Source organism: Lysobacter sp. BMK333-48F3, assembly GCF_019733395.1.
Lineage (GTDB): Bacteria > Pseudomonadota > Gammaproteobacteria > Xanthomonadales > Xanthomonadaceae > Lysobacter.
In genome coordinates this window covers 792,545-817,064 of sequence record NZ_JAIHOO010000001.1, presented here as the reverse complement: position 1 = coordinate 817,064, position 24,520 = coordinate 792,545, and the positions used below count along the sequence as shown (strand labels likewise).

Below are 24,520 nucleotides of genomic sequence, written 5' to 3'. Positions count from 1 at the left end.
TCCCTCTCCCGCGGCTGCGGGAGAGGGCTTAGGGCGGGGCCGGCCGATCCCCGGCCGCACCCGCCGCAACACCCACAAGAACAAGCAATACAGCACCAGGAGTCGGGCCCATGGCCGTCAAGATCGAGAAGAAAATCAAGGGCTACAGCGTCGTCACCCCGGAAGACAAGGCCAAGGAAGCGGCCAAGGCGGCCGCTGCCAGCGCCCCGTCGGCGAAGGCGGAAGAAGCGCCGGCCGACAACGTCATCCAGATGCACGAGCGCATCGAGCGCCCCGAGATCCTGGTCGGCTCCACCTACAAGATCAAATCGCCGCTGTTCGAGCACGCGCTGTACGTGACCATCAACGACATCGTGCTCAACGCCGGCACCGAACACGAATCGCGCCGTCCGTTCGAGATCTTCATCAACTCCAAGAACATGGACCACTTCCAGTGGATCGTGGCGCTCACGCGCATCATGTCGGCGGTGTTCCGCAAGGGCGGCGACGTGACCTTCCTGGTCGACGAGATGAAGGCCGTGTTCGACCCGCGCGGCGGCTACTTCAAGGCCGGCGGCGTGTACATGCCCTCGCTGGTCGCCGAGATGGGCGCCATCGTCGAAGACCACCTCAAGTCGATCGGCATGCTGCACGACCCGGAGATGAGCGACGCCCAGCGCGCGCTGATCGCCGAAAAGCGCCGCGCCTACGAAGACCGCGCAAAAAAAAACTCTGACGTGAGCCCCGCCGGCCCGGCCGGCGACGAGGCCCGCAACGAAGACGTCGCCGTCACCGGCGAAGGCGCCTCGTTCCCGCCCACCGCCACCATGTGCCACAAGTGCAGCACCAAGGCGGTGGTGATCATGGACGGCTGCGCGACCTGCTTGAACTGTGGTTACAGCAAGTGCGGCTGATGCGTTGCGGGTAACACGGCCGCTGCGGGCGCCGTGTGCGGATAGCCAAAAGTCGCTAGTCGGGCATCTATAAGCCGCTACCGGGGCTGGCATAAGACGCTATTCCACTCTTGAAACTCTACTAGGGGCTCTTACGAGCCCCTTTTTCATTTTCAATAGACAAGATCGCTCCTAATGGGGTGCACAAGGAGCAATGCCCTGGCGGCCCGGTATTTCATGGTGATCCAATGGGCGCGCGATCAGATCAGAGTAGCGGTTTCCGACGCAAAGCGGTCATCCGGCATCGTTGTTTAAATGGCGCTACATCCAACTTCTGGGGCGCAGGTCGAGGCCCCTGACGGCAACAAACGCCCCGTATCCCAAGTTGGCCGCCAATACTTTCGCTTCAGCATCTAGGCGAGCGATCACCTCTTCGAATTCCATCCGGTTTCCGGTGTCCGGATCCTTCCAGAATCGATCGGTCGAGACCGAGATCAATAGGCATCCTACCCGCCGGTGCTCTGGTGCCATGTACTTGCCAACCAGTTGCGCATGAAGCGCATCCCGCAGATCGGAGAAAGAGTAGTCCTTATCGCCGATCTTGAGTTCGATCACCGCCTCAAGATAGGCTGCAGTAGAGGCCAAGCGGATATCGGATTCCTTCTCGTCGCCCGTCACGGCTTCCTGATTGACCGTGTAGGCGCACCGGGCCATCTTCTGCAATTCTGCCGCCAGTGCACGGCGTAGCAATCGTTCGATGCTGATCGTCGCCCAAAGCTCCCGCGGTGACGCGTCCTGTAGCAGAAGATCTTCGACGTCGGCAAGCCTCGTGTCGAGCAAGGCCGCCATCTCCACGCGGCTGGTTGGCGAGAAGTCATGCTCCCGCTCCAACAGCAAGACATCGGCCTCGCTCAGTACGACGGCATCCCAGTCTTCCGCCAGCTTCTCAAGGGCAACCGCCCGGACACGGTCGCGGTAATGCACGACTTCGGGGTCATCGGCGAACTGCATCTTGATGTCCCATGCGCCGGGCCCCCTGATGCCCAATAGGGCGTTCCCCAACATACTCCGGGCACGCTGCGCGTGATCCCGGGAGACGGGCGAGTGGACGCCCTCATGATTCAGATCGTCCTCGAACCTGACGTGGCGATTGGCCATTCTGACCAGCCGCAACAGCAGTTCAGGTGATACTTCGAGCTTGGATAGATCCAGATCGGATCCGTGACCGAATAGCGACGAGAACCATTCGACCACCTGCGATTGCTGCGCAGGCAAGATCGACGCGGCCAGCCGCTCCATTTCTTCGACGCATACCGCTGGATCCAGCCGCGCGAGGATCGGGAGCCAGAACAGGATTTCTGACGGTTCCGGGAGGCCTTGCAACTTCGGTATCCCAGTTGCTCGTACGTACGCAACGTCTTGGTCATCTCCATGGTCGAGAAGGAGCTTCGTTGCACGATCTATTTTGTCGGCTTCCAGAATGAAAGCGCCTCCATTGGCAAGGGAGTCTTTCAGCCAGAATCGAATGCGTCCGAGAAACAGCGAGATGACCGAGCGGGGTGCATAGGAGATATCCTGCAAGAGCATCGAATGCTTCGCATCCTCGTCCTTCAATTCGGCCATGAGCTCATTTCCGATCGTTGTATCGACAACGGTCGGATGCATCTGGGAAACCGCTTCGAGCCAAGCTGGCAGTCGATTCAGATCCAGCAATGCGTAACGGCAAGCAAGGTCAGCCTCTTCCGTCGTGAGTTTGGACGCCCACGAGGCGCTTTCCGACTCCGCATAGAGACCAGAGAGACCCATGCGCCATCGCATCAGATAGCTGTTTCTGTGGTCTGCCGGCCGCTCTGACTTCAGGGTGGGCCGGTCCTTGCGCCACGCTGCTGCGAGCGCGATCCGGAAGCGATCCGCCATGTTTTTGTCGAAGACGCGCTCGATGAACCCAGGGTTCCAACCGGAGAACGAGCGATCTTGAGCATCTTTCTCCATGGCACGCCAAAGGTTCCAATTGGTGTTGTCGATGCGGCTCTCCGAGAAGGCGGTCTCCGGATCATTGTTCAGCTCTCGCCAGAATAGCTTCCAGCTGGCCAGATCCTTGGCGTGCTTTCGTTGAGATCTTTCCCTACGCTTTTCATCTTCTATCTGCCACGCAGGGGGAGGGCTCGGGTTCTCCACCGCGTTCAGATGCCCTTTGGCGCGGTTCTCCAGAACTTCGCTGTCGCTGGACATCGCAACGAGTTGCTTCAGCAATGCCAGGCGATCCCGGTGGTCACCCGAGTAGCGGAGGGAGGTTTCCAAGGCGAGCTCGCGATCTGCAAGCGACCTGGAGGTGTCGGAGAGCGCCCCCAGCAGCCAGTCGGAATCCTTTTGGAGCTCGATCTGGTATGCGCCATGCGACTGGAACTGATGGAGACGAAGGAACGGTTCGCAGTCGGCCTTCGGGTAGTGCTCCCTGACCAGGCGGTCATTGGCCCAGAAAACGCCCGCCCGAGCCTCACTCGGCGCTTCGGTGAGAGCAGCCCTCAGGGTCTTGGTGTCTTCGGTCGCGTTATGATCCAGTCTCGCCAACAATCCGGCCAACGCGACGGCGTCGAACAGATCGGACCCGGTTTCTCCTATCTCCAGTCGGCGTCGGCTGGCGATCAGCAGCGCCGGCACTAGATCCTGGCGTCCGGATGTGACCCGATAGTACTGGTCGTGCCAGCTGCAACTGTTGAATACAAGTGCTGTCAGTCCGTGCTGCAGCTCCGCCAGGGCAGTAGGCTCCAATTTCGCATTTGCGATATTCAACGGAAGCATGGTTGAGACGCCATCGATCTCACGCGATTTTGGAGAGAGGCGAGCAAGTGTCTTGACGAGTTGTGGAACCGACAGGTGATGGGGAAACAGGTGGGGGATGACAGACCGCGCCAGATCCTCCGGCCAATCTGGCGATGATGCGGCGATCAGATCCAGCAATGCCGATAGGCGCGAATCCTGAAGTTCCGCGAGCGCCAGCAGCCCATTCAAACGATCGCGCGCATCGTTGTCCGAATCGGTGGCAACGCCATAAGCGATGTCTGCGCACCCTGTCATCTGTCCAGCGCCGATCAGTTCAAGCAGCGTCTCCCGAACCTCGGGATTCCTGACGCCGCCAGCCCACAGGCGGGCAATGACGTCATTGAGATCGTTCGTCGCCAGGCGTTGGACCTGCAGATTCGGAATTCCCTGGCCCCTCCAGCCGCCGGCGCCGTACATGTGAACGTATCGCTCCAACGCCTGCGTCCGCAGCGTCAGGTTCAACGAGCCGGGGTCGCCATATCGCAGCAGTACGCTCGGCTCATGCTCGAGCAGGTGGGCGCGAACCGTAGAAATGTGGGGTGCCAACCAAGCCGCAACGGGCCGAAGCGAGGGCTTGACGATCCGCTGGCCCTCCGGTGTTGTCGCGAACAGCAGGCGCATCAACGCCCGGATCGGAAGTCCGCGATCCACGAGCAACTTGAGCCGTTCCGCCGCTAGGAACTCGACTATGGATCGATTGTGGAATCGAACGCGCCCGTAGGTCGCGAAGCCGAACAAGGGACGTTCGAGCAGCGTTTTCACCTCATCGTCTGACCAGTCGTCCAGGATCTTGGCTGGATCCAGGGTCGCGTCCCCTCGACCACGGTCATTGTCGCTGCTGTGCCAGAGCGTCAATTTTCGCGAGAGAAGGGCAGCCAAGGCCAATCGGGCTGCCCCGTCGCGTGCCCGCTGTGGGGGCAGCTGCGTCCGTTCCGGTCGGTCGCCGCGGGCCCGAAGCTTGATATCTATGCTGCTATTCACTTGCTCCCGGTGGGCACGAATGCGTCCGTGAACCTTCCAGTCACCACAAAGCTCCAGAAAGTCCAACGGACGCTTAGCGAAGTCGTTAGCATGGTGGGCATTGACGGCGTTCAGCAGCGCATCCGGGTCTCCCACGCCTTGGGCAACTGCGAGTGCACGCATCTGCTTCTCGTCCAGCGCCGATAGGGCGACAAATCGCCAGTCAGGCGGTGATCGCTTGGCCGACTTCTCTCTATTTACGTTCATCGCCACGTTGGCGAAGTAGTCCTCCGGTACGAACACATCCGGAGGTGGTTGAACCGGGAGCCGCCTTCTAACGATATTCAAGTCGAATGCGGTTGGTCGCGTCGTCAGTACGATGCACGCTCGTTCAAGGTTGTCGCTCAGGGTTGCGGCGAACTGCTTGAGGGTCGTTTCGAAAGAGCGCTGGGTGAGCCTCAACTCGTCGATCGAGTCCAGGAAGAAGAATGCTCGTTCGGTCTGCGCTGTTTTCCAGTTGTCGAAGCGCTGCTTCTCCTCGGCGGAGAACTGCCTTTCCAGCGGGTCCGTAGCCAGCATGGCCAACTCCACAAAGAAGGCTGATCGACCTTCCTCCCAAAGCCTTTTCTGCTGGCGCTGGCACTCGTATGTCTTGCCCATGCCAGCTTCAGAGACGATCAGGATGCGCTCGGAATCCAGCAGGGTAGACCAGCCAATCCTTCCCCCAATGGCGAGATCAGCCAAGAGCTCGGCGGTCTCGATTTGAGTGTTTTCATCTGTGGGCAGATCAAAAAAAGTGCGGTTCAGGTCTTGGCCAGTCGTCGCCATGGGTCAAAGTAATAAGAGGGATTCCGTAGATAGTATCCGCCGAGCTAACCAGTTGATCCAATTAGGAATGGTTCGAGTTCGTAGGAAAGTAGCTCCTTTGGGGTGCCAGGACCTATGGAAATAGCGGCTAATGGGTGCAAATCATTGGCCTCGCAAAGTGTCCATTTATCCGAAAATGCACGCGATGCAGAGCCTCAGGTAGCGCCTTCTGGGCAAACGCACAGCGCCGACCCGATCGGGATCGCGCGCGCGGTGAGCTGCACTTGTGGATCGCAAGTCTTGGGGCCCTTCGGGGCCCCAAGCTTTATTGTCGAAGGCGCATGCAAGGGGTTCTCTACGGCGTCTTTCCGCCGGTCGGAAAGAGCTCGCCAGGTTGGCGCGGACTCCGTCTCCGGAACGTCTCAATGACGGAGATTCGCCTGGGCCATACTTGGCGCAAGGGGGCGCTGAGTAGCCGCGCAGAACCTGGAACCGGTTCGCCAGCGCATACATGAGCGGGTGCTGGACCGGGACGCAGGGCGAGGCGGTCCTGCAAAGGGGGAGTGCGACTACGCGAACGGATCGTCGGTGCGGTGGTGCGACCCACGCCGCGCTGCACGGCTGATTGCGCGATAGCTGTAATCAAGCACGGATACCTTGGGCGAGCGAGGCCAGCCTCGCGGCCCCTTCAAAGTCTTGCGTGCTCGGCACGCCGCCGCACGGAAAGCGGCGGCGGGTCGAGCCGAACCAAGAATGGATTCCATCGAGTTCAACAGGGAGAACACGCAGTGATCAGCAATACGATGAAGGTATCGTTTGGCATGGCCCTCGGCGCCATCGGCGCACTCGCAACGCCCGCCCAGGCCGCATCGCTGGACCCGACGTTCGGTACGGGAGGCATCACCTCCACCGCGTTCGGCTATTACGGCGCCGCCGCCCGGGTGGCGATCCAGCCGGACGGTCGGATCGTCACCGCCGGGCAGAACGCAGTGGGCGAGTTCACGCTGGCGCGCTACACGGCCAGCGGTGCGCTGGATACGAGCTTCAACGGTACCGGCAAGGTCACCACCGCGCCCTCCGGCAGCTGCTCGGGGCAGGCGCGTGCGCTCGCCCTGCAGGCGGACGGCAAGATCGTCGTTGCTGGCACCTCGTGTCCGAACTTCAACTCCACCCGCAACTTCACGGTCTATCGCTACAACACCGATGGTTCGCTGGACGCCAGCTTCGGCAGTTCGGGCAAGGCGACGGTCAGTTTCTACGCCGGCGCTTCGGAGGCCTACGCCGTTGCCGTGCAGGGCAGCTCGATCTGGGTGGCGGGCTACGCCGGTTCCGGTTTTGCGCTGGCCCGCCTTACCAGCGGCGGCACCTTGGATTACAGCTTCGGCGGCGGTTCCGGTACCGTCACCTCGGCGGTCGGCACCGGCTCCGCGTTCGCCAATAGCCTGGTCATCCAGGCCGACGGCAAACCCGTGCTGGGCGGCTACGCGTCGAGCGGCGGCACCGTGTTCGCGCTGACGCGTTACACCACGAAGGGCGTGCTGGACACCACGTTCGGCACCGGCGGCAAAGTCCTGACCAATGTCGGCGGTACCTCCGCCGGCAACTCCGCCATCGCCACCTCGCTGGCGATCCAAAGCGACGGCAACATCGTCGCCGCCGGCTACGCGAAGGGCGCGAGCGCCGACTACTACCGATTCGCCGTGGTTCGTTACACCAGCGCCGGCGCGCTGGACAGCTACTTCGGCTCCGGCACCGGAAAGGTCCTGACCGCCATCGGCAGCAGCGATGCGGTCGGCGGCGATGTCGCCATCGACGCAAACGGCGGAATCGTGGTCGGCGGCTACTCCAATGCGGGCATCTACCGTCAGTTGACCTTGAATCGCTACGATTCGTCCGGCAACCCGGACGCCAGCTTCGGGCCGGTGGTCACCGCCGTCGGCAGCGCCAATGCCGCGGTTCAAGGGCTCGCCATTCAAGCCGACGGCAAGATCGTCGTGGCGGGCTATGGCAACTCGCCGGCGGCTTTCGTGGTGGCGCGTTACCAGTAAGCCGCCGCTCGCAATCGCGGGCCTAAACGGTTGTATCGGGAAAGCCCCCTCTCGCACGCTGCGGAGGGGGCTTGCTCATTGCTCGGCTGGTTCCGGGTAAACCGCGCAGGCCAACGAACCTGCTTTGGCCCGACCCCGATGCAGGCTTCAAACAGACGAGCATCTGGCCAACTGGCAATCGCTGCCTGGTTCCACTTCTGAGGTCCGCTAAAAGCGGAGGATGGCCGGGGGAGTCGCTTCAGATATCGCTTACGGGACTATCCGCATCGCCTCGTGCTCCAGGACATTGAACTGGCTATCTTGGATCTCGATGGAGCCAGTGTATTGAGCGCCAGCCCCGCCGGCGGAGATGAAAACGCAGGTATGAGACAAATTGCCTGCGATTCGGGCGCCGTAACTGCAGTTTTCGTTCTGCCTCAATCCAGCCGATACATTGCATGTGTTGAAGATCAGGGGGAGCGGAGCGGCGCTTGCATTGGTGTAGATCGCCAAAGCCCGAAGCGGTTCGCCCACGGTCGGAGCAAATTGAAAGATTCTGCAGGTCACCGTTCCGCCGGTCGGTCCACCCTTTGAGAACACAGGCGGAGAAACCAGACTCTCGGCCCACGAAGCACTGGAAAACGACATGGCCAGCAGAAGGCCGATAATCATCTTCGCTTGCGGGTTCATTTCACTCTCCTGAGCGTTGTGTTTTCTGATGATGCGGCTGCAGAAAACTAGCGTCGCTCGTGAAATCGGAACGTGATTGGCGTCTGCAGGTGAAGTTTGGTGGGCCGCGGAAATTGCCCGCGACAACAAAGCGGGGGCGGAGGGATCTGTCGATGCCCTCCGTCCTCGCAGTCGGTAAAGTGCGCTGCCGCTTCGGCGTGGTTCTCGCCAGCGGCGGACTATTCGCCGCGGCGATGGCGCTTGACGTCTCCGTCCGAGTGCCGCAGTTCCAGCGCCTCCACCAGGCCCTTGGCATTGCGCTGGAACACCACGCGCTGGCTTGCGTTCTCCAGCACGGCGAAGTTGTCGCCGCCCAACGGCAGCAGCGTGCGCACCGGCCGGCGGCCCTGCTGCAGAACCAGGCGACCCTGGTCGGTGTCGACCGCCATCATTCCGTAAGCACCGGCATAGTCGTCGGCCGGCACCTGCGGCCATGCCCCGGCTTCGGCGCGCAATGCGTCCAGGGCCCAGCGGGTGTCGGTGGCCAGCTCCGGCGACAGGCCCTTGGCGAGCACCGCTTCCAGCGCCAGACGGCGCGCCGTGACCAGGGCGGCGGCTGGCTCCGCCGCCACGTCCGGGGTCACGCCGCGGCCCTCCCAGTTGGCCTTGGTGATCGGATTGATCGGCGTGGCGAAGGACACGAACACCGAGAAGCCATGCCCCGCATCGACTTCGCCCCCCGGATTGGCGGCGCCCATGCTGGTTTCGCCGACGACGGTGGCGCGCTTGGCGCTCTGCAGCGTATACGCGAACGCCTCCGCGGCCGACGCGGTGCGCGCGCTGGTCAGCACGAACAGCGGCGTGTCCAGGCGCGGCTGCGGATACCAGTCGAGCGGCGCTTCGCTCATCGTGCGGTCGCGGCCATGGAAGGTATTGAAGATGTCCGCGTCCTTCTTGACGAAGGCGCTGCTGAGGTAACCGACCATCTGCGGCGCGCCGCCGCCGTTGTCGCGCAGATCGATGATCAGCGCGTCGGTGCCGGCGAGCAACTGCAATGCCGCTTCGATGGCCTGGCGCTCGGGCTGCCCGGCGACGCCGAACTCGAACGGCGCGAACCCGCGCAGATCGATATAGCCGATGTTGCCGGACAACACTTCAGCGCGACGCACACCGTAGTTGCCGCGACGGTGCTTGGCCTGCGATTGCGCCGGCGATATCACCGGGCTGTCCGCTGCCGGCTGCTCGCGCGGTGCGTCCGTCCAGCCCACGCGGAAGTGCCGGTCGAACGGCTCCAGCTTGATGGTCAACGCGGACGCGAGTTCGCGTTTGTCGGTGAGCTTGTCGAACTCGCCCTTCGCCGCCGCGCCGCGCAGCCCGGTCGAGATCTGCTTGGCCCGCCTCTCATCGAAGTAGTTCTGTTCGATTGCGCTCGCCACGCCTTCCACGTGCGAGCGTGGCGACTCGCGCGCCAGGCTGGGGAAGGCGTACGACAGAAGTGCAAGTGCAAGCCCGGCAAAGGCGGGGGTACTGCGCATGAGGTTCTCCTTGGTCGCTGGTAAGCGGTGCGATCAAGCAGATACGGGGGCGTCGCGGTCGGTTGCAGCTCGAGGCGGCGACGATGGCGGTAAGGGACGAATCGCCGTTTTCGAGGGGCGAACGCCCGTCTTTGAGCGCGAGAATCGCCGTTTCGGCGTCGGCGCGCAGCGCGGATGGCGCCGGTCGGACGATGGGGCTCGGGGGCGGCCGGCCGCGGCCGGCGGGCCGGCCTTCGGGCAAGCCTGCGGGCAGCCTGCGGGTGTTTTCCGGCCGCCGTCCCGGCTCGTTTCAGCAATTCCCAAGCCGCTTGAGGTACGCGCAAAACATATCCGCCATCGCTTCGGCATAGGCCTCGATTTCCGCGGCCGTACGCGGGCTTTCGGAGAAACTCTTGCCGACCGCGCTGAGCGTGGTCGTAATCAGTTCGCCGGCCACTGCGCGGGTCGGCCCCGCAGCATCGGGCAGGGCCTCGCGCATGAAGGTTTCGAAGGCGCGCTCGCCCGAGGCTCTTGCGTCCAAGGCTTCGGGCGCGTCGCGATACAGCGGCGCGGCGTCGTCGAGCGCGACGCGCACCTGGGCCTCGTCGCATTCGGAACGGATGAAGGCGTGGGTCAGGACGCGCAAGCGCTCGAGCGGCGGCCTTTCGATATCGGCGAGGATGCCGCTCCACAGTTCGGCGGTCTGCCGCCATTCGTCGCTCTGCAGGCGGAACAGGATCGCGGCCTTGTTCGGGAAGTACTGGTACAGCGAACCGACGCTGACGCCGGCCTTCTCCGCCACCCGCGCGGTGGTGAAGCGCTGCGCGCCTTCCTTCTGCAAAACCTGAACTGCCGCTTCGAGAATGATCGCGATCAGCTCGTTCGAGCGCGCCTGTTTGGGCTGTTTTCGCAGGGAAATCTTGGGTTTTCGCTGGTCGGTCATGACGGCGCCTGCAATGCGAATAGCGAACCTGACGGATTAGTCGCATTCTAATCCGGCGCAACGATTCGCGCATTTCTACTGGAAATCCCCACATGACGACCCTGACTTCGACCCCTATCGCTCCCTTGCTGGATCGCCTGTTCGCCCAGGCCGAGGCCGCCCCCTCGGCCGCCAGCCCCGCGCTGGCCGGCATCTCGCGCGAGGAGCGCACGCGGCTGATGCAAAGCAAGACCGAATACCTGGACTACTACGGGCGGATGAAGGACCTGGCCCTGCCGGTGTCGCGGGAAACCGGCGCCCTGCTGTACATGCTGGCGCGCGCTTGCGGCGCGCGCACGATCGTCGAGTTCGGCACCTCGTTCGGCATCTCCACCCTGCACCTGGCCGCGGCCCTGCGCGACAACGGCGGCGGGCGCCTGATCACCACCGAGTTCGAGCCGTCCAAGGTGGCGCGCGCGCAGGAGAACCTGATCAGCGGCGCAGTCGCCGATCTGGTGGAAATCCGGGTCGGCGACGCGCTGCAGACGCTGGCCGACGATCTTCCCGAGACGATCGACCTGTTGCTGCTCGATGGCGCCAAGGGCCTGTATCCGCAGATCCTGGCCCTGGTGGAAAACCGCCTGCGGCCGGGCGCGCTGATCGTCGCCGACAACGCCGACTACAGCCCGGACTACCTGGCGCGAGTGCGCGCGCCCGCGAGCGGCTACCTGTCCACGCCGTTCGGCGACGACGTCGAACTGAGCATGAAGCTCGGTTGAAACCGCAGAGCCCTTCGCGACGCGGCGAAGCGACTCGACTTGAAGCGCATGTCGCCGGATCCGCAGCGATCCGAGCGACGATCCAGGAGATTCCACCATGCATGTATTCGTAACCGGCGCCACCGGCTGGGTCGGCTCGGCCGTGGTCGAAGAGCTGTTGCGCTGCGGCCACCGGGTCACCGGCCTGGCCCGCAGCGACGACAAGGCGGCCGCGTTGGCCGCGACCGGGGCCGGTGTGCTCCGGGCCACGCTCGACGACCACGCGGCCTTGCGCAGCGCGGCGTCGACGGCGGACGCGGTGGTCCACACCGCCTTCGATCACGATTTTTCCAGGTTCGCGGCCAATGCCGAGCAGGACCGGCGCGCGATCGAAACCCTGGGCGGCGCGTTGCAGGGCACGCAACGCCCGCTGCTGGTCACCTCGGGCCTGGCGCGGATCGCGCAAGGCCGCGCCGCCAGCGAGAGCGACCTGCCGCAGGCCTCGGCGCCGCGGCAGTCCGAAACCGCCGCCAGGGCCTTGGCCGAACGCGGCGTGCGCGCGGCGACGGTGCGGCTGGCGCCGTCGGTGCACGGCCGGGGCGACTACGGTTTCGTGCCGTTGCTGATCCGGTTGGCGCGCGAGAAGGGCGTGTCGGCGTACCTGGGCGAGGGCGCGAACCGCTGGGGCGGCGTGCATCGCCGGGATGCGGCGCGCCTGTACCGGCTGGCGTTGGAACAAGGAGCGAGCGAGCCGGTCTATCACGCGGTCGCGGAAGAGGGCCTGCCGTTCAAGACCATCGCCGAGGCGATCGGCCGCGGGCTCGGCCTGCCGGTCGAATCGCGCGAGCGCGAGCACTTCGGCTGGTTCGCCGATTTCGCCGCCGCGGACATGGCCGCCTGCAGCGCGCGCACCCGCGCATCGCTCGGCTGGCAGCCGGGCGGCCCGGGCTTGCTCGCCGATCTCGATCGCTCCGGCTACTTCGCCGGCTGATCGGGCCGGCGCCGGACGGCCGCGCGACTACGGCACTTCGATCGAAATGTTGGCGCGCTGGGTGCCCGGCGCGGAGGACATGCCGGCCCAGAAATCCTGGCTGCGCATCCAGGCTTGCAGGCCCATCGGGAAATCGCGGCTGGGAATTTCCGGCAGTTCGGCTGCGGTGAAGTTGTTCCCGTACAGCGCCAGCGGCTGGACCGTGTCGGGCGTCTGCAGGTTGGCGTGCAGGTGCTGCAGGGCGATGTTCCAGTTGTCGAGCAGGTCCTTGCGGGTGATCGGGCCGCCGGGCTTGTCCGCCGTCGGGTGCAGCGCGCGCTGCTGGAAGACGTTCACGCTTTGGCCGGCCGGCGTGGTCTTGAACGCCTTCCAGGCGTCGAACGCGGCGTTGCCGAAGGTGACCACGGCTTCGATCTTGCCCGGCGCGAACGCGGCCTCCAGCCACTGATTGCGATAGGCCAGGATGCCGGCGTCGTTCAAGTGCGGCATCGCCATGCTCTGGTTGTAGATGCCGTACAGGAAGGCGTTGATCATCAGATAGCTTTTCGTCATGCCCAGCTTCTCGACGAAGCCCTGCACGCGGCGGCCGGCCTGGCCCGAGAGGATCCGGCGCGTGACCGCCTCGGTCTGGGCCGGGTCCTGGCCGATGACCAGCAGGCGCGCGCTGCCGTTGGCGCGTCCGCGGTAGAAGATCGGTCCCCACAGCGAACGAAAGCCGTCGGCCCCGTTGTAGACCGAGTCGTCGGGGTAGTTGCGGCACAGCGTCCTGAACTTGCCGGTCGGCCCGGTATCGAAGGCGTCGGTGATCATCGCGTACTCCTACGCCGCCCGCGTCGGCTGCGGGCGTGGCTACTGGGGGAACGCAGCCGCTTCCGGCCTGCGGCCACGTCGGCTCGGCTGTGGTCCGGCCGGGCGGCCTGGCGATGCTCGTGTACAGTGCCTGCCTGCGGCGACGCCTGCGATAGGGGCTTCGCCAAGGGGGCGCGAACAACGCCCGGCAAGCCCCGCCGGCCCAGGGAACGACCAGGACGTCAGCCCAATGCGCGCGAAAATCGCCTTCGTTTCGATCTTCTCCCTCGCGCTCGCAGCGGCGGCCGCGGTCAACGCCTGGCCCTACTGGCGCACCCGCGAGGCCTATCGCTACGACGGCCAGGAAGTCGCCGGGTTTCCGTACGCGTTCCGCCGCATCGGCGGCGATTGCGGCGCGGCGGGCTGCGAGAACTACGACTTCCACCTGGGCTATTTCGCCGCCGACCTGGCGCTGGGGCTGGCGTTCGCGCTGCTGGCCGGCGCTATCGCCGCGGCGCTGGCGCGCCGGCCTCGCCGGGCCTGACGACCACCGCAACCGATACCCGCCCAGTCGCGGCGCTGTCCTGAATGCGACGGATACGGCGTCCAGTATCGAGAGACCGTGCGCCGGGGATCCGGCCCGCCGATGCGCGCCGTGCGCGCTTGCCGCGTCGTCGGTCTCCGCAGATTCCGTCCATCAGGGGATACCGCCATGAGCCGCATCGTCTACACCGGCGCGCCGAACGACCCGCGCTGGAGCACCAACCAGTTCATCTTCGCGATGACTCAATACCAGACCGGCGGCCTGGCGCCGCGGCAGCGGATCAACTTCGGCGCGGCCAGCGCCGCGGCGATCCTGGGGCCCGACCTGATCATGCCCGGCGCGCAGGGCAACAACCTGCCGACGGCGAGAGGCGCGCCCTGGGACCGACTGTTGCCCGGCGGGCCGTCCGACACCTTCGTCACCGACGCAGACAACATCTGGATACGCGCGCATCTGATCGACGGCCGCAGGGGCGGGGCGGGCAACACCTGGCAGAACCTGACGCCGCTGACCGGTGTCGGCAATGCCAACCATGCGGCGGTCGAAGGCTATATCGACGCCTATCTGGCCGCCTGCTACCAGTACGAACAGGGTGGGCCGCGCCCGGCGTGGTACGGCGCGTACTACTGCGCGCAAGTCTCGCAGGCGCCGTGGTCGGATGCGAACGGCACCGGCGACACCAATCTGTATTCCTATGCGCCGGCCTTCATCAGGATTTCCTGGCGCGCGGTCGCGATCGCCAAGCCGGTCAACGTCATGCCACAGGTTGCGGCGGCCAACATCGACAGGTACCCGCTGGCGGGCGTGGCGAACTTCCCGCAGGGCTTCGTGCTGCCGCAGCGGCCGGCGGTGATGAACGGCGCCGAGACGCTGCCGGCGCGCGGCAATGTCGCCGGCGGCGCGGTGCTGGGCGCGCTGCCGGCCAACTTCCCGGCCGCGCAGGCCAACGGCTTCGACGGCGGGATCGAGGTCCACCAGGATTGAGCTGCTTCGCGTAGGCCGGTTCGCGCGGGGGGCGCCGTGAAGCCCGCGCGTCCGCTGCGGCGGCCGCGCGCTTCACGTTCGCCTCGACCGTGCGTTGTTTACCGACGAGTTCGTGCCGCCGCCGGCAAGGCCGCTCGTCGCCCGACGGCGCGAGCCCGTACCGCGGCGGCCACGGCTTCGGACCGCTGCGCACGGAGGAAGGGTCGTGTCTTGCGCGTCATCCGGCCGATCCCGCCGCCCACGACCCGACAGGACACCGCCATGAGCCGCATCATCTATACCGGGTCGCCGAACAACCCGCGCTGGAGCACCGACCAGGTCATCTTCACGATGACCCAATACCAGACCGGCGGCCTGGCGCCGCGGCAGCAGATCAACTTCGGCGCCGCCAGCGCCGCGGCGATCCTGGGCTCGGACCTGGTCATGCCCGGGGTGCAGGGCAACAACCTGCCGACCGCCCTGGGCGCGCCCTGGGACCAGCTGTTGCCCGCCGGGCCGGCCGAAACCTTCACCACCGACGCCAACAACACCTGGGTGCGCGCGCATCTGATCAACGGCCGCTGGGGCGGGCCGGGCAACACCTGGCAGAACCTGACCCCGCTGACCGCGACCGGCAACGCCAACCACGCCACCGTCGAGGGCTATATCGACGCCTATCTCGCCGCCTGCCGGCAATTCGAGATCTCAGGCCAGGGACAGCAACCGGTGTGGTACGGCGTGTACTACTGCGTCCAGGCTTCGCAGGACCCGTGGTCGGATGCGAACACCACCGCCGACACCAACCTGTATTCCTACGCGCCGGCCTTCATCAAGATCTCCTGGCGCGCGGTGGCGATCACCAAGCCGGTCAACGTCATGCCGCAGGCCGCGGCGGCCAACATCGACAACTACCCGATGGCGGGCGTGGTGAACTTCCCGCAGGGCTTCCTGCTGCCGCAGTTGCCGGCGGTGATGAACGGCGCGGCGGTGCTGCCGGCGGCCGGCAACGTCGCCGGCGGCGCGGTGCTCGGCGCGCTGCCGGGCAACTTCCCCGTCGCCCAGGCCAACGGCTTCGACGGCTCGATCGAGATCCACCAGAGCTGAGCCGCCGCGGCGGCTGCGGCCGGGCGCTCAGCGTTCGGCCGCAGCCGTCGCTGCCAGTGGCGCGCACTCGGCCGGTTGGGTCGCCGCGCCTCGCCCGGCGAAGAAACGCCAGCGCAGCGCGACGAACAGCGCGGCCAGCAGCAGGTACAGCCCGAGGCCCTTGGAACCGCCGGGCAGCAGGCTGCCGTCGACCGAGGGCAACAGCGCGGCGAGCAGATCGGCGTGGACGTTCGCGGCCCAGTGGAAGGCCACCGCCGGCCACACCGAGCCGCCGCCGCGCCGGACCAGGTACACCATGAACACCGACCAGACGCTCAGGTAGCCGAGGTAGCGCAGCGAGGACGCGACGCTGCCGAACACCGCCTCGCCGAACAGCGGCACGTGCCACAGCGACCAGACCGCGCCGATGCACAGCGCCGTAGCCAACGGGCTCAGCCTATCCAGCAAGCGGTGCTGCAGATAGCCGCGCCAACCGAACTCCTCGGCCAGCGGGCCGGTCACGACCGCCGCCGCCAGCGTCGTCGCCAGGCCGGCCTCGTACGCCGGCCGCAGCGCCGCCAGCGACGTGCCGGTGGCGAGCAGATAAGCCAGTCCCAGCGCCGGCGCTATCAAGGCCGCCAGCAGGGTCCAGCGCATCGCGCCGCGCACGCGGCAGGTCCGCCGGCAGAATTCGCCCAGGCCGGTGCGGCCGCCTTCGGCCCAGGCCGCGGCGAATCCGGCCGCGCTGACGCACAGCGGGAACAGCCACAAGCTCAGCGCCGCGTTGTCGATCAGGGTCCAGCCGAACCAAGGCACGGCGAACGCGACGGCGAAAAACACGGTCAGGCCGATACGGCGGCGATGCGGCATGAAGTTCCCTGTGTGGTCGGCGCGCGTCCGGCGCAAGCTGGCCGCGATGGTCGAGCGGGTCTGCGCGACCGTCAATCAGTACGCGACCAAACCCAGGCGCAACGGCGCGAAGGCAGGGGCGGCGCGACCGAGGCGTCAGCCGCGACGAGCGCGGCGCGACCCCGCCAGCAGCATCAGCGCGATCGCGACCAGCAACGGGAATCCGCTGGGCTGCATGACCAGGGCCGCCAGCGCGGCCCAGGCGGCGAGCGCGGCACCGACGAAGGCGGGGATCGGCACGCCACGGCGTTCCAGGTGCAGCAACAGGGCGCCGAGCACGATCAGGGGCAGGGCGGGGCCGCCGAGCGACTGCCAGAACGCCGCATTGGACGCGGCCAGGGCCTGCGCCTGGGTGGCGACGGGTTGCAGATGCGCGGTGGTCCACAGGCCGCCGCGCAGCCAGACACCGAGGTGGTCGCACGCATCCGGGGCCATCGCCGCCAGATGGAACAGGCCGAGCACGATCAAGGCGTAGGCGGCGGTGCGGGTCATGGCGGGTCTCGGGCGAAAGAAGTGGGCTTGACCAATTATAGACATTGTCTAAAAATAATCATTGTCCATAATTAGAGGCGAACATGCCCGCAGAGCCGCGCCGAGCGCGCAAGCGCGATCAGACTCGCGACCGCATCGCCGAGACCGCGCACCGGTTGTTCGAGCGCGACGGCTACGACGCGATCACCATGGAGCAGATCGCCGCCGAGGCCGATGTCGCGCGCGGCACGCTGTACAACCACTTTCCGGTCAAGGAAGCGGTGCTGGTGCATTGGATGCACGCGCAGTTCGAGCGCGACCGGCCGACGGCGCCGCCCGCGCAGGCCGGGTTCGCCGGCCAGATGTCGGCGTTGTTGCGCGGCGCGGCGCTGTGGTGGGAAGCGAACCGCCAGTACGCGGCGCCGTACCTGCGCTACCGGTTCCAGCAAGCCGGGCCGCGGCGCGAGGGCGAAGCCTCCTCGGGCGCGATCGCGGTTTATGCGCGCTTGATCGAGCAGGCGCAACAACGCGGCGAGTTGAGCCGCGATCGCCCTGCCGAGCGCCTCGCGCATTACTTCCATTACCTGTACCTGTCGGCGCTGATGGCCTGGCTCGGCGATCCGGAATCGGCGCTGCAGGACGGCCTGGCCGAGGCCTTCGAATTCTTCCTCGCCGGCGCCGCCGCCTAGGCGCGGCTCGCCGCGGACACCGCTTCCCACCTCGAGATCGGTTCATGACAACCAACTGGCTGGTCCTGATCGGCGCCGCGCTCATGCTCTACATCGGCACCGTGCATCTGCTGTACACCCTGTTCGGACGCAAGCTCGAACCGGCGGTCGATTCCGTCAAGCAGGCCATGGCGGGCACGCCGTTGAGGGTCAGTCCGGCCACCGACCTGTGGCGGGCCTGGGTCGGTTTCAACGCCGGACATTCGGCCGGCATGATGCTGTTCGGCGCCGCTTACGCGTATCTGGCCTGGGCGCATCCGCAATGGCTGGCCGGGTCGGCGTTCCTGTGCGCGATCGGCGCGGCCTTCCTCGCCGGCCTGGTCTGGATCGCCAAGCGCTACATGTTCCGGGCGCCGTTCTTCATCCTGAGCCTGGTCCTGGCCTTGTATCTGAGCGGCGCGGCATCGGCCTTGATCGGCTGAGCGGTTCGGCGGGGCGCGATGCCGCCGCCGTTTTTCAGCCAGGCCGCCACGCAACGTCAGCGCGGCGGCTTGGCGCGTACGCCCGCGTGTGGACGCTCCGATGGCAATGCCGATGCACCGCGGCGCCGACGCATTGCTATGATCCGCGCGGGTCTGCGCAGGCCCGGATGGATCGCCGCGCAGCGAGGCCGGGCCCGGGCCGGGAACGTTCATACGAGGGAATGTATGCGCAAGGATGTGTGGTTCTGTTTCGCCCTGCTGGCTGCCGCGGCATCGCCCGTCGCGCTGGCCCAATCGGCCGATGCCGCCGCCGATACGGCCGCCGCCGCCGCGCCCACGGCCGCCGCCGCGCGCAGCGTGCCGAAGTTGAGCATCCGCTGGGACTGCGGCGAATGCGAACACAACGACAAGGTGCCGCCGCTGATCGAGCAGGCGTACGCCGAGCAAGCGGCGGAGAACGAAGCGCGCGTGTCCGACAACGACGTCGCCGAGGTCGCCATCGTCGACATCCGCCAGCGTCCGCCCGGGGTGCGGGTGATGTTCGGCGTCATGGCCGGGCGCGACCGCCTCGGCCTGCGGGTGAAGTACCGCGACCGCGTATTCGAAGTGTCCGACACCTCGGCCAATATCGTCATGGGCCTCAACCACCTGTCGGCGTCGGTGGGCAAGAGCGTGTTCGAAGAGCTGAGCAGCGACGCGGCGCGCTGATCGCGCCGCTCGGCGACGCCGGTCCCGGCGACGGATCGGCGTCGCCTGCCCGTCGCCCCGCTCTGTGCCGTAGCGCCCCCTGGCGCAGATCGAAATGTGACCGATTGCGTGTTAGTTTTGCGAACCATGCACGTCATCAGGGGGCGTATGAAAGCACACATCATGTCGGCGGCTGCCGCGGTCCTATTCCTTGCCGGTACCGGTGCCGGCCATGCGGCGAAGAAGCCGCAGCCCGCGCCTGAGGCCTATCGCGGCCAGGCCGGCGAGGACGCCGCCAAGTCGTTGCTGCAGCTGGCGCTGGTGCAAGCGGGCAAGAACGGCAGCTGGGAGCGGATCGGCGCCGGCCGGGTCTATTACCTCGGTGGGCTGAAGCCGCAAGGGCAGGCCGTGTTCGACGCCATTCTCGGCGGCAAGCACGAAGACAGCGACGTGTACCGCATCGCCCGCGTGTACGCCGAAGCCGGCGAATGGGACAAGGCCAAGCCCTTGTTCGAGCGCTTCCTCGCCAACAACCACGACGACGCCAGGGCGCTGGCCGAAGTGGGGGCGAACTACCTGTTGCAGGGCGATCGCGCGACCGCCGAGCGCCTGTTCGACCGGGCCTTCGCACTGGAAGGCAAGGACCCTTGGCTGACTCAGTACGTCGCCGGCGCCTATCTCGGCGTGAGGCCGCAGGAATAAGCCAGCTACTGGCTTGAAAGGCCGCGGGGCGGGCGATGGCCCGCCCCGCACTTCGCTTACAACTCGTGCGTCCAGCCGCCGCGCGCCTTCAGCCGGCGGTGGAAATCGGCCGCCAGGTCGGCCAGCTTGACCGCGGCGAAGCGGGCCAGGACGGTGGCTTCGGCTTCGGCCAGGGCCGAGTCGATGCGCTCGTTGACGGCTTGTTCGACCAGGCACCTGGGTTTGCGGTCGGCGACGCCGATCGCGAACAGGCTGGGGCTGCCGAGGGCGTGGTGGACGTCGAGCAGGCTGATCTCGGACAGCGCCCGCGCCAGCACCCAGCCGCCGCCGGGACCGCGCTCGGCGGCGACGATGCCGTGCTCGCGCAGGCCGGCCAGGGTGCGGCGGACCACGGTGGGGTTGGTGCCGAGCATGCCGGCGATGGTCTCGGAGGTCGCGCGCTGCTCGTGGCTGTCCATATGCACCAGCACGTGCAGCATCCGCGACAGGCGGCTGTCGAGTCTCATGGGGGCTCGTCGGGTCGGGTCCGGGCAAATCATATCATCTGAAGTTGCATATTGCCTTGGCGCGCCCTATATTGGGTCTTCAATTGTTACGAATTGGAGATCCGCCATGGGTATCGAGGGTTCGGACTACGAGGTGGTGGTGGTCGGCGGCAGCTTCGCCGGCCTGTCGGCGGCGCTGATGCTGGCGCGGGCGCGCAAGCGGGTGCTGGTGATCGACGCCGGGCGGCCGCGCAACCGCTTCGCCGCGCATTCGCACGGGGTGCTGGGGCACGACGGCAAGGCGCCGCAGGACCTGCTCGCCGAGGCGTTGACGCAGTTGATGGCATACCCGAGCGTGAGCCTGAAGCAGGCCATCGCGACCACGGCCGAGCGCACCGCGACGGGCTTCGCCCTGCGGCTGGATTCCGGCGAGCGCGTATCCGCGCGCAAGCTGGTGCTGGCGACCGGGGTGCGCGACGTAGCGCCGGACTTGCCCGGCTTGCGCGAGCGTTGGGGCCGCAGCGTGCTGCATTGTCCCTATTGCCACGGTTTCGAGTACGCCGGCCGGCCGCTCGGCGTGCTCGCCACCGGCGATGTCAGCCTGCACCAGGCGATGCTGATTCCGGAGTGGGGGCCGACCACCTATTTCACCCAGCAACTGACCGACCCCGACGCCGAGACGTGCCGGCAGTTGCAGGCGCTGGGCGTGCGGATCGAGCCGGTGCCGGTGCTCGCCCTGCGCGGCGAAGGCCAGGCCCTGGCCGAGGCGGTGCTCGCCGACGGCCGCGCTTTGCCGGTGGAGGCGATGTTCGTCGCGCCGCGGATCGAGCCGGTCGGCGACCTGGCGCAGCAACTGGGCTGCGAGTTCGCCGACGGCCTGCTCGGGCCTTACCTGAAGGTCGACGAGCTCAAGCGCACTTCGGTGCCGGGCGTGTTCGCCGCCGGCGACCTGGCCGCGCCGATGCATAGCGCGGCGCTGGCCTTGGCGGCGGGCGCGATGGCCGGGCTGAGCGCGCACCGCTCCCTGCTCGAGGAGCGCCCGGGGTTGCTGGCGGCCTAGGCCGCTCTTCACGCAGCCTGCGCTGATTCGTTGATGAAGGCGTCCCTTACACGAACACGAGGCTGCGATGTCCTGGGTACCCCAAGCGGAAGATATGGCGCTGTACGATGCGGCGCGCGAGGAAATGCTGGGGCTGCGGATTCCGCTGTTCCTGCAGCCGGACGGCGTCAACGAACGGATGTTCGTCGCCGCCTTCGACGGCACCGGCAACGACGTCGCCCAGCAGCCGGACGCGCCGACCAATATCGCGGTGATCGCGCGCCAGATCGAGGTGCGCGACGATCCGCGCATCGTGACCTCCTACCTGGCCGGGCCGGGCACCCAGAGCAAACGCGCCGAACGCATCCGCGACACCTTGTATGGCTCGACCTACGGCGCCCGCATCGAGGAGATGTACGACCGTTTCGTCCGCCAGGCCAAGCGCTGGATCGAGGAGGACCCCGGCGCCAAGATCCGCCTGGTGACGATCGGCTTCAGCCGCGGCGCGGTGCAGGCGGCCGGCTTCGCGGTGATGGTCGGCGAGCGCGGCGTGACCACCGGCAAGGGCGTGCAGCTGCGCGCGCCGGCCGACGTGCCGCAGGCGATCGGCCTGTTCGACCCGGTCGCCACCGGCACGCCGCAGGAGAAGGATCGACGCCTGCCGTCGACGGTGGTGTCCGGCTTCCAGCTGCAGTCGCGCGACGAGGAGCGCAAGGAATTTCCGCTTAATCCGATCCTGCCGCCGGGGCTGAGCGAGAACGGCCGCTTCCTGTCGGTGGTGCTGCCCGGTTCGCATTCCGACGTCGGCGGCGGCTATGCCGGCGGCGGCCTGGAAGCGCAGGCCGGCGATTTGATGATCGACTACCTCAATGGTCTGAGCGAGGTGCCGTTCCTGGCCCGGCGCAGCGTGCCGCTGGACGACCCGAGCAATATCGCCCACCAGGAAGACCTGATTCCCGTGCCCGGCGGTTGGCGCCGCAAGAAGGGCAACCGCCAGCTCGACGGCGGCCGCGACGCCAACCTGGCGCCGCCGAACATGTACCGCAACGGCAAGCTGACCTGGTGGGGCAAGCCGCGCGTGCAGGACCGCAAGTACATCTACCACACCGGCGCCTGGCCGCTGGAAGGCGAGCGGCGCAACGACACCAAGGCCGGCCTGAACTATCGTCATATCGATCCGTTCCGCGGCCCGCCGGTGGTGGCGCCGCGCCGGCGCCGCGGCGACGCCGTGGACCTGCTGCTGCAGAGCATGCAGAAGGCGGCGACGCTGCGCGACGAGAACGGCCTGGTGAACCTGTTCGATGGCGACCGAGCGCGCCTGGCCGCTTATGCCGCGGCGATCGCGGCTGCATCCGGCATGACCCGGATCGACCGGATGCGCCTGGAGGGCGCGGACCAGATGGTGATCGAACAGACCGTCGGCGACGACGGTGCGGCCGGCTTCAGCCTGAGCAACGCGGTGCAGACGCCGGTGGAAGAAAGCCGCGAGGTCCTGCAGGACATGCTGGGCGCTTGACCCGCGGCCGGGAGCGAAGCGGCGCGCGGACCGCGTGGACGGTCCGTGCGCCGCGGCGCTGCCGGCGTGGCTCGATCGGTGCGGCTTACGCCGCCAGCGCTTCGTCGCTGGGGCCGAAGAACTCGTAATGGATGCGTTCGCCCGGCACGCCGGCCTGGGCGAGTTCCTGCACGAAGCGGCGCAGGAACGGGCGCGGTCCGCACAGGTAGACATCGGCCTGGTCGAGCGGGGTATTGCTGCGCAACCAAGCGATGTCGATCAGGCCGTCGACGTCGTGGGTCTTGCCCGGCGCGTCGCCGCCGCGCGGCTCGCAGTAGAAGCTGGCCACGCGCATCCGGCCGTGGCCGGAAGCGAGGCGGCGCACGTGCGCGTCCATCGCGTGGCTGGCGCTGTTGGCGGTGCCGTGGACGTAGTGGGTTTCCAGCTGCGGGTGCTTGGCGGCGATGGTTTCGAGCATGCTCACCATCGGGGTCAGGCCGACCCCGCCGGACAGCAGCACCACCGGCCGCGACGGCGCGTCGGGCAGATAGAAGTCGCCCGACGGCGGGGTGGCCTCGAGGCTGTCGCCGACCGCGACCGCGTCGTGCAGGTAGCGCGAGCCGCCATGGCCCTGCGCTTCGCGCTTGACCGAGATCCGGTAATGGTCGGCGTTGGGGCCGCAGGAGATCGAGTAGTTGCGCTTGATCTCGCCCTGCGGCGTGGCCAGGCGCAGGGTCAGGTACTGGCCGGGCTTGTGCGGCAGCACCGCGCCACCGTCGGCCGGACGCAGCACGAACGAGACGATCAGTTCGCTTTCGACGATGCGCTGCGCGACCGTGAAGCGGCGCCAGCCGCGCCAACCGCCGGCATCGGCTTCGATCTCGCTGCGGATCGCCGCTTCGCGCGCGATCAGCAGATCGGCCAGGAACCAGTAGGCCTCGCCCCAGGCGGCGAGCAGTTCCGGGGTGGCCGCTTCGCCCAGCACTTCGCCGATCGCGCCGAGCAAGGCCTTGGCCACCGAGGGGTAGTGCTCGGGCAGGATGTGGTAGGCGATGTGCTTCTGGGCCATGCGCTCGACCGCGCCGGTCAGCGCGCCGAGGTCGTCGATGTGGCGCGCATAGGCCAGGATCGCCCCGGCCAGCGCGGCGGGTTGGCTGCCGCCGTCCTGGTTGGCCTGGTTGAACAGGGCGCGGATCGAGGCATCCTGGAACAGGCGCCGGTACATGGTGGTGGTGATGAGGGTGCCGTGCTCGGCCAGGGCGGGCACCGAGGCGCGCACCAGCGCGCGGGTGGCTTCGCTCAACACGGGACGGGGCGTTGCGTGGCTCATGGCGTGGACTCCTGATCGGAAAAGGCGGGAACGGCGCGCGCGGCGAGCACGCGCTGCAAGTGATCGGCGATGCGCGCGGCGCGCTCTTGCACCGCACGCGCCTGCGCGGGCGGCAGCAGTTCGTCGCTGCTGCGGCGCCACAGCGCCAGCCAGCGTTGGAACAGCGCCGGACGGATGCGCGCGGCGTGGGCGAGGTGGACGCCGGCCGGATGGCCGCGGTAGCGGCCGCTGCCGAGCATCAGCGAGGTCCAGAAGTCGGTCAGCCGCTGCAGGTGCTCGTCCCAGTCCGCGACCGCATCGGCGAACACCGGGCCCAGCTCCGGGTCTTGGCGTACGCGGGCATAAAAGCCGTGCACCAGGGCGCGCAGGTCGGCTTCGGTCAGGTCGGGGAGCATGATGGTCGCGGCTTAAAGATTCTTTTCAAATGAATCATATAGCCGCCGGCTTAAACATGTAAATCGTTTGAATGTTATTCTGCCGCGACCGAATGTCGCAGCCGCGCCGCCCCCGATCCGCCGAAGATCACCCCG

The 24,520-nt window shown here is 66.9% G+C and carries 23 protein-coding genes; 13 read left to right on the top strand and 10 right to left on the bottom strand.

Annotated elements, in window-relative coordinates; genetic code table 11:
• Positions 1-110 precede the first annotated feature (110 nt).
• Positions 111-893 carry an NrdJb gene (locus K4L06_RS03330; RefSeq protein WP_221670044.1) on the top strand — a complete coding sequence of 261 codons (783 nt, stop codon included), beginning with the start codon at positions 111-113 and terminating at the stop codon, positions 891-893.
• 300 nt (positions 894-1,193) lie between these two features.
• On the opposite strand, the gene K4L06_RS03325 is transcribed toward K4L06_RS03330, so the two are convergent.
• Entirely contained in the window at positions 1,194-5,483 is a 4,290-nt protein-coding gene (locus tag K4L06_RS03325; RefSeq protein WP_221670043.1) for a hypothetical protein, read from the bottom strand.
• Between the two features lie 767 nt (positions 5,484-6,250).
• Between K4L06_RS03325 and K4L06_RS03320 the strand changes: the two genes are divergently transcribed.
• Entirely contained in the window at positions 6,251-7,510 is a 1,260-nt protein-coding gene (locus K4L06_RS03320; protein WP_221670042.1) for a delta-60 repeat domain-containing protein, read from the top strand.
• Positions 7,511-7,759: 249 nt separating this feature from the next.
• On the opposite strand, the gene K4L06_RS03315 is transcribed toward K4L06_RS03320, so the two are convergent.
• The 3 genes from K4L06_RS03315 to K4L06_RS03305 all read right to left on the bottom strand — a co-directional run bounded on the left by K4L06_RS03315 (position 7,760) and on the right by K4L06_RS03305 (position 10,615).
• Positions 7,760-8,179 (bottom strand): hypothetical protein, encoded by a 420-nt coding sequence (locus tag K4L06_RS03315; protein WP_221670041.1) that lies wholly within the window; start codon positions 8,177-8,179, stop codon positions 7,760-7,762.
• Between the two features lie 218 nt (positions 8,180-8,397).
• Positions 8,398-9,693: a S41 family peptidase gene (locus K4L06_RS03310; RefSeq protein WP_221670040.1), complete on the bottom strand. Its 1,296-nt coding sequence runs from the start codon at positions 9,691-9,693 to the stop codon at positions 8,398-8,400.
• Positions 9,694-9,982: 289 nt separating this feature from the next.
• Positions 9,983-10,615 carry a TetR family transcriptional regulator gene (locus K4L06_RS03305; protein ID WP_221670039.1) on the bottom strand — a complete coding sequence of 211 codons (633 nt, stop codon included), beginning with the start codon at positions 10,613-10,615 and terminating at the stop codon, positions 9,983-9,985.
• A 92-nt stretch (positions 10,616-10,707) separates the two neighbouring features.
• Between K4L06_RS03305 and K4L06_RS03300 the strand changes: the two genes are divergently transcribed.
• Together K4L06_RS03300 and K4L06_RS03295 are read left to right on the top strand one after the other, a co-directional pair.
• Positions 10,708-11,373: an O-methyltransferase gene (locus K4L06_RS03300; RefSeq protein ID WP_221670038.1), complete on the top strand. Its 666-nt coding sequence runs from the start codon at positions 10,708-10,710 to the stop codon at positions 11,371-11,373.
• 97 nt (positions 11,374-11,470) lie between these two features.
• Positions 11,471-12,343 carry an SDR family oxidoreductase gene (locus K4L06_RS03295; protein WP_221670037.1) on the top strand — a complete coding sequence of 291 codons (873 nt, stop codon included), beginning with the start codon at positions 11,471-11,473 and terminating at the stop codon, positions 12,341-12,343.
• 27 nt (positions 12,344-12,370) lie between these two features.
• On the opposite strand, the gene K4L06_RS03290 is transcribed toward K4L06_RS03295, so the two are convergent.
• Positions 12,371-13,153, bottom strand: a complete 783-nt coding sequence (locus K4L06_RS03290) for a uracil-DNA glycosylase family protein (protein ID WP_221670036.1) — start codon at positions 13,151-13,153, stop codon at positions 12,371-12,373.
• Positions 13,154-13,382: 229 nt separating this feature from the next.
• Here K4L06_RS03290 and K4L06_RS03285 point away from each other — a divergent pair, with 229 nt between their 5' ends.
• The 3 genes from K4L06_RS03285 to K4L06_RS03275 all read left to right on the top strand — a co-directional run bounded on the left by K4L06_RS03285 (position 13,383) and on the right by K4L06_RS03275 (position 15,743).
• A complete protein-coding gene (locus K4L06_RS03285) occupies positions 13,383-13,676 on the top strand; it encodes a hypothetical protein (RefSeq protein WP_221670035.1) in 294 nt (97 codons plus the stop codon).
• A gap of 168 nt (positions 13,677-13,844) precedes the next feature.
• Positions 13,845-14,660 carry a hypothetical protein gene (locus tag K4L06_RS03280; RefSeq protein ID WP_221670034.1) on the top strand — a complete coding sequence of 272 codons (816 nt, stop codon included), beginning with the start codon at positions 13,845-13,847 and terminating at the stop codon, positions 14,658-14,660.
• 261 nt (positions 14,661-14,921) lie between these two features.
• Entirely contained in the window at positions 14,922-15,743 is an 822-nt protein-coding gene (locus K4L06_RS03275) for a hypothetical protein (protein ID WP_221670033.1), read from the top strand.
• Positions 15,744-15,770: 27 nt separating this feature from the next.
• Here K4L06_RS03275 and K4L06_RS03270 read toward each other — a convergent pair whose 3' ends face one another.
• The gene (locus K4L06_RS03270; RefSeq protein WP_221670032.1) at positions 15,771-16,592 is read right to left on the bottom strand and encodes a CPBP family intramembrane glutamic endopeptidase; all 822 of its coding nucleotides are present in this window, start codon (positions 16,590-16,592) and stop codon (positions 15,771-15,773) included.
• A 135-nt stretch (positions 16,593-16,727) separates the two neighbouring features.
• Entirely contained in the window at positions 16,728-17,123 is a 396-nt protein-coding gene (locus tag K4L06_RS03265) for a DUF6463 family protein (protein ID WP_221670031.1), read from the bottom strand.
• Positions 17,124-17,206: 83 nt separating this feature from the next.
• Between K4L06_RS03265 and K4L06_RS03260 the strand changes: the two genes are divergently transcribed.
• From K4L06_RS03260 to K4L06_RS03245, 4 genes are all read left to right on the top strand, one after another.
• Complete coding sequence (locus K4L06_RS03260) at positions 17,207-17,791, top strand: TetR/AcrR family transcriptional regulator (RefSeq protein ID WP_221670030.1); 585 nt, start codon at positions 17,207-17,209, stop codon at positions 17,789-17,791.
• Between the two features lie 44 nt (positions 17,792-17,835).
• A complete protein-coding gene (locus K4L06_RS03255) occupies positions 17,836-18,252 on the top strand; it encodes a hypothetical protein (protein ID WP_221670029.1) in 417 nt (138 codons plus the stop codon).
• A gap of 225 nt (positions 18,253-18,477) precedes the next feature.
• Positions 18,478-18,960: a hypothetical protein gene (locus K4L06_RS03250; RefSeq protein ID WP_221670028.1), complete on the top strand. Its 483-nt coding sequence runs from the start codon at positions 18,478-18,480 to the stop codon at positions 18,958-18,960.
• Between the two features lie 147 nt (positions 18,961-19,107).
• Positions 19,108-19,641 carry a hypothetical protein gene (locus K4L06_RS03245; RefSeq protein WP_221670027.1) on the top strand — a complete coding sequence of 178 codons (534 nt, stop codon included), beginning with the start codon at positions 19,108-19,110 and terminating at the stop codon, positions 19,639-19,641.
• A 56-nt stretch (positions 19,642-19,697) separates the two neighbouring features.
• Here the strand turns inward: K4L06_RS03245 and K4L06_RS03240 are convergent, their stop codons facing one another.
• Positions 19,698-20,147 carry an Rrf2 family transcriptional regulator gene (locus tag K4L06_RS03240; RefSeq protein ID WP_221670026.1) on the bottom strand — a complete coding sequence of 150 codons (450 nt, stop codon included), beginning with the start codon at positions 20,145-20,147 and terminating at the stop codon, positions 19,698-19,700.
• A 106-nt stretch (positions 20,148-20,253) separates the two neighbouring features.
• Here K4L06_RS03240 and K4L06_RS03235 point away from each other — a divergent pair, with 106 nt between their 5' ends.
• Both K4L06_RS03235 and K4L06_RS03230 read left to right on the top strand, forming a co-directional pair.
• The gene (locus K4L06_RS03235) at positions 20,254-21,186 is read left to right on the top strand and encodes an NAD(P)/FAD-dependent oxidoreductase (RefSeq protein WP_221670025.1); all 933 of its coding nucleotides are present in this window, start codon (positions 20,254-20,256) and stop codon (positions 21,184-21,186) included.
• A 67-nt stretch (positions 21,187-21,253) separates the two neighbouring features.
• On the top strand, positions 21,254-22,681 hold the full coding sequence (locus K4L06_RS03230; protein ID WP_221670024.1) for a DUF2235 domain-containing protein: 1,428 nt from the start codon (positions 21,254-21,256) through the stop codon (positions 22,679-22,681).
• An 85-nt stretch (positions 22,682-22,766) separates the two neighbouring features.
• Here the strand turns inward: K4L06_RS03230 and hmpA are convergent, their stop codons facing one another.
• Both hmpA and K4L06_RS03220 read right to left on the bottom strand, forming a co-directional pair.
• Entirely contained in the window at positions 22,767-23,990 is a 1,224-nt protein-coding gene (gene hmpA / locus K4L06_RS03225) for an NO-inducible flavohemoprotein (protein WP_221670023.1), read from the bottom strand.
• Positions 23,987-24,385: a group III truncated hemoglobin gene (locus K4L06_RS03220; RefSeq protein ID WP_221670022.1), complete on the bottom strand. Its 399-nt coding sequence runs from the start codon at positions 24,383-24,385 to the stop codon at positions 23,987-23,989. Before K4L06_RS03220 ends, hmpA begins: the two co-directional genes overlap by 4 nt.
• Between the last annotated feature and the right edge of the window lie 135 nt (positions 24,386-24,520).

Bases quoted from the DNA above. Each gene is read 5' to 3' on its own strand.
- hmpA (WP_221670023.1), bottom strand. From the start codon at position 23,990: ATGAGCCACGCAACGCCCCGTCCCGTGTTGAGCGAAGCCACCCGCGCG.
- K4L06_RS03240 (WP_221670026.1), bottom strand. From the start codon at position 20,147: ATGAGACTCGACAGCCGCCTGTCGCGGATGCTGCACGTGCTGGTGCAT.
- K4L06_RS03235 (WP_221670025.1), top strand. From the start codon at position 20,254: ATGGGTATCGAGGGTTCGGACTACGAGGTGGTGGTGGTCGGCGGCAGC.
- K4L06_RS03280 (WP_221670034.1), top strand. From the start codon at position 13,845: ATGAGCCGCATCGTCTACACCGGCGCGCCGAACGACCCGCGCTGGAGC.
- K4L06_RS03290 (WP_221670036.1), bottom strand. From the start codon at position 13,153: ATGATCACCGACGCCTTCGATACCGGGCCGACCGGCAAGTTCAGGACG.
- K4L06_RS03325 (WP_221670043.1), bottom strand. From the start codon at position 5,483: ATGGCGACGACTGGCCAAGACCTGAACCGCACTTTTTTTGATCTGCCC.
- K4L06_RS03255 (WP_221670029.1), top strand. From the start codon at position 17,836: ATGACAACCAACTGGCTGGTCCTGATCGGCGCCGCGCTCATGCTCTAC.
- K4L06_RS03275 (WP_221670033.1), top strand. From the start codon at position 14,922: ATGAGCCGCATCATCTATACCGGGTCGCCGAACAACCCGCGCTGGAGC.
- K4L06_RS03310 (WP_221670040.1), bottom strand. From the start codon at position 9,693: ATGCGCAGTACCCCCGCCTTTGCCGGGCTTGCACTTGCACTTCTGTCG.
- K4L06_RS03295 (WP_221670037.1), top strand. From the start codon at position 11,471: ATGCATGTATTCGTAACCGGCGCCACCGGCTGGGTCGGCTCGGCCGTG.
- K4L06_RS03245 (WP_221670027.1), top strand. From the start codon at position 19,108: ATGAAAGCACACATCATGTCGGCGGCTGCCGCGGTCCTATTCCTTGCC.
- K4L06_RS03330 (WP_221670044.1), top strand. From the start codon at position 111: ATGGCCGTCAAGATCGAGAAGAAAATCAAGGGCTACAGCGTCGTCACC.
- K4L06_RS03305 (WP_221670039.1), bottom strand. From the start codon at position 10,615: ATGACCGACCAGCGAAAACCCAAGATTTCCCTGCGAAAACAGCCCAAA.
- K4L06_RS03250 (WP_221670028.1), top strand. From the start codon at position 18,478: ATGCGCAAGGATGTGTGGTTCTGTTTCGCCCTGCTGGCTGCCGCGGCA.
- K4L06_RS03260 (WP_221670030.1), top strand. From the start codon at position 17,207: ATGCCCGCAGAGCCGCGCCGAGCGCGCAAGCGCGATCAGACTCGCGAC.
- K4L06_RS03230 (WP_221670024.1), top strand. From the start codon at position 21,254: ATGTCCTGGGTACCCCAAGCGGAAGATATGGCGCTGTACGATGCGGCG.
- K4L06_RS03265 (WP_221670031.1), bottom strand. From the start codon at position 17,123: ATGACCCGCACCGCCGCCTACGCCTTGATCGTGCTCGGCCTGTTCCAT.
- K4L06_RS03270 (WP_221670032.1), bottom strand. From the start codon at position 16,592: ATGCCGCATCGCCGCCGTATCGGCCTGACCGTGTTTTTCGCCGTCGCG.
- K4L06_RS03315 (WP_221670041.1), bottom strand. From the start codon at position 8,179: ATGAACCCGCAAGCGAAGATGATTATCGGCCTTCTGCTGGCCATGTCG.
- K4L06_RS03285 (WP_221670035.1), top strand. From the start codon at position 13,383: ATGCGCGCGAAAATCGCCTTCGTTTCGATCTTCTCCCTCGCGCTCGCA.
- K4L06_RS03300 (WP_221670038.1), top strand. From the start codon at position 10,708: ATGACGACCCTGACTTCGACCCCTATCGCTCCCTTGCTGGATCGCCTG.
- K4L06_RS03220 (WP_221670022.1), bottom strand. From the start codon at position 24,385: ATGCTCCCCGACCTGACCGAAGCCGACCTGCGCGCCCTGGTGCACGGC.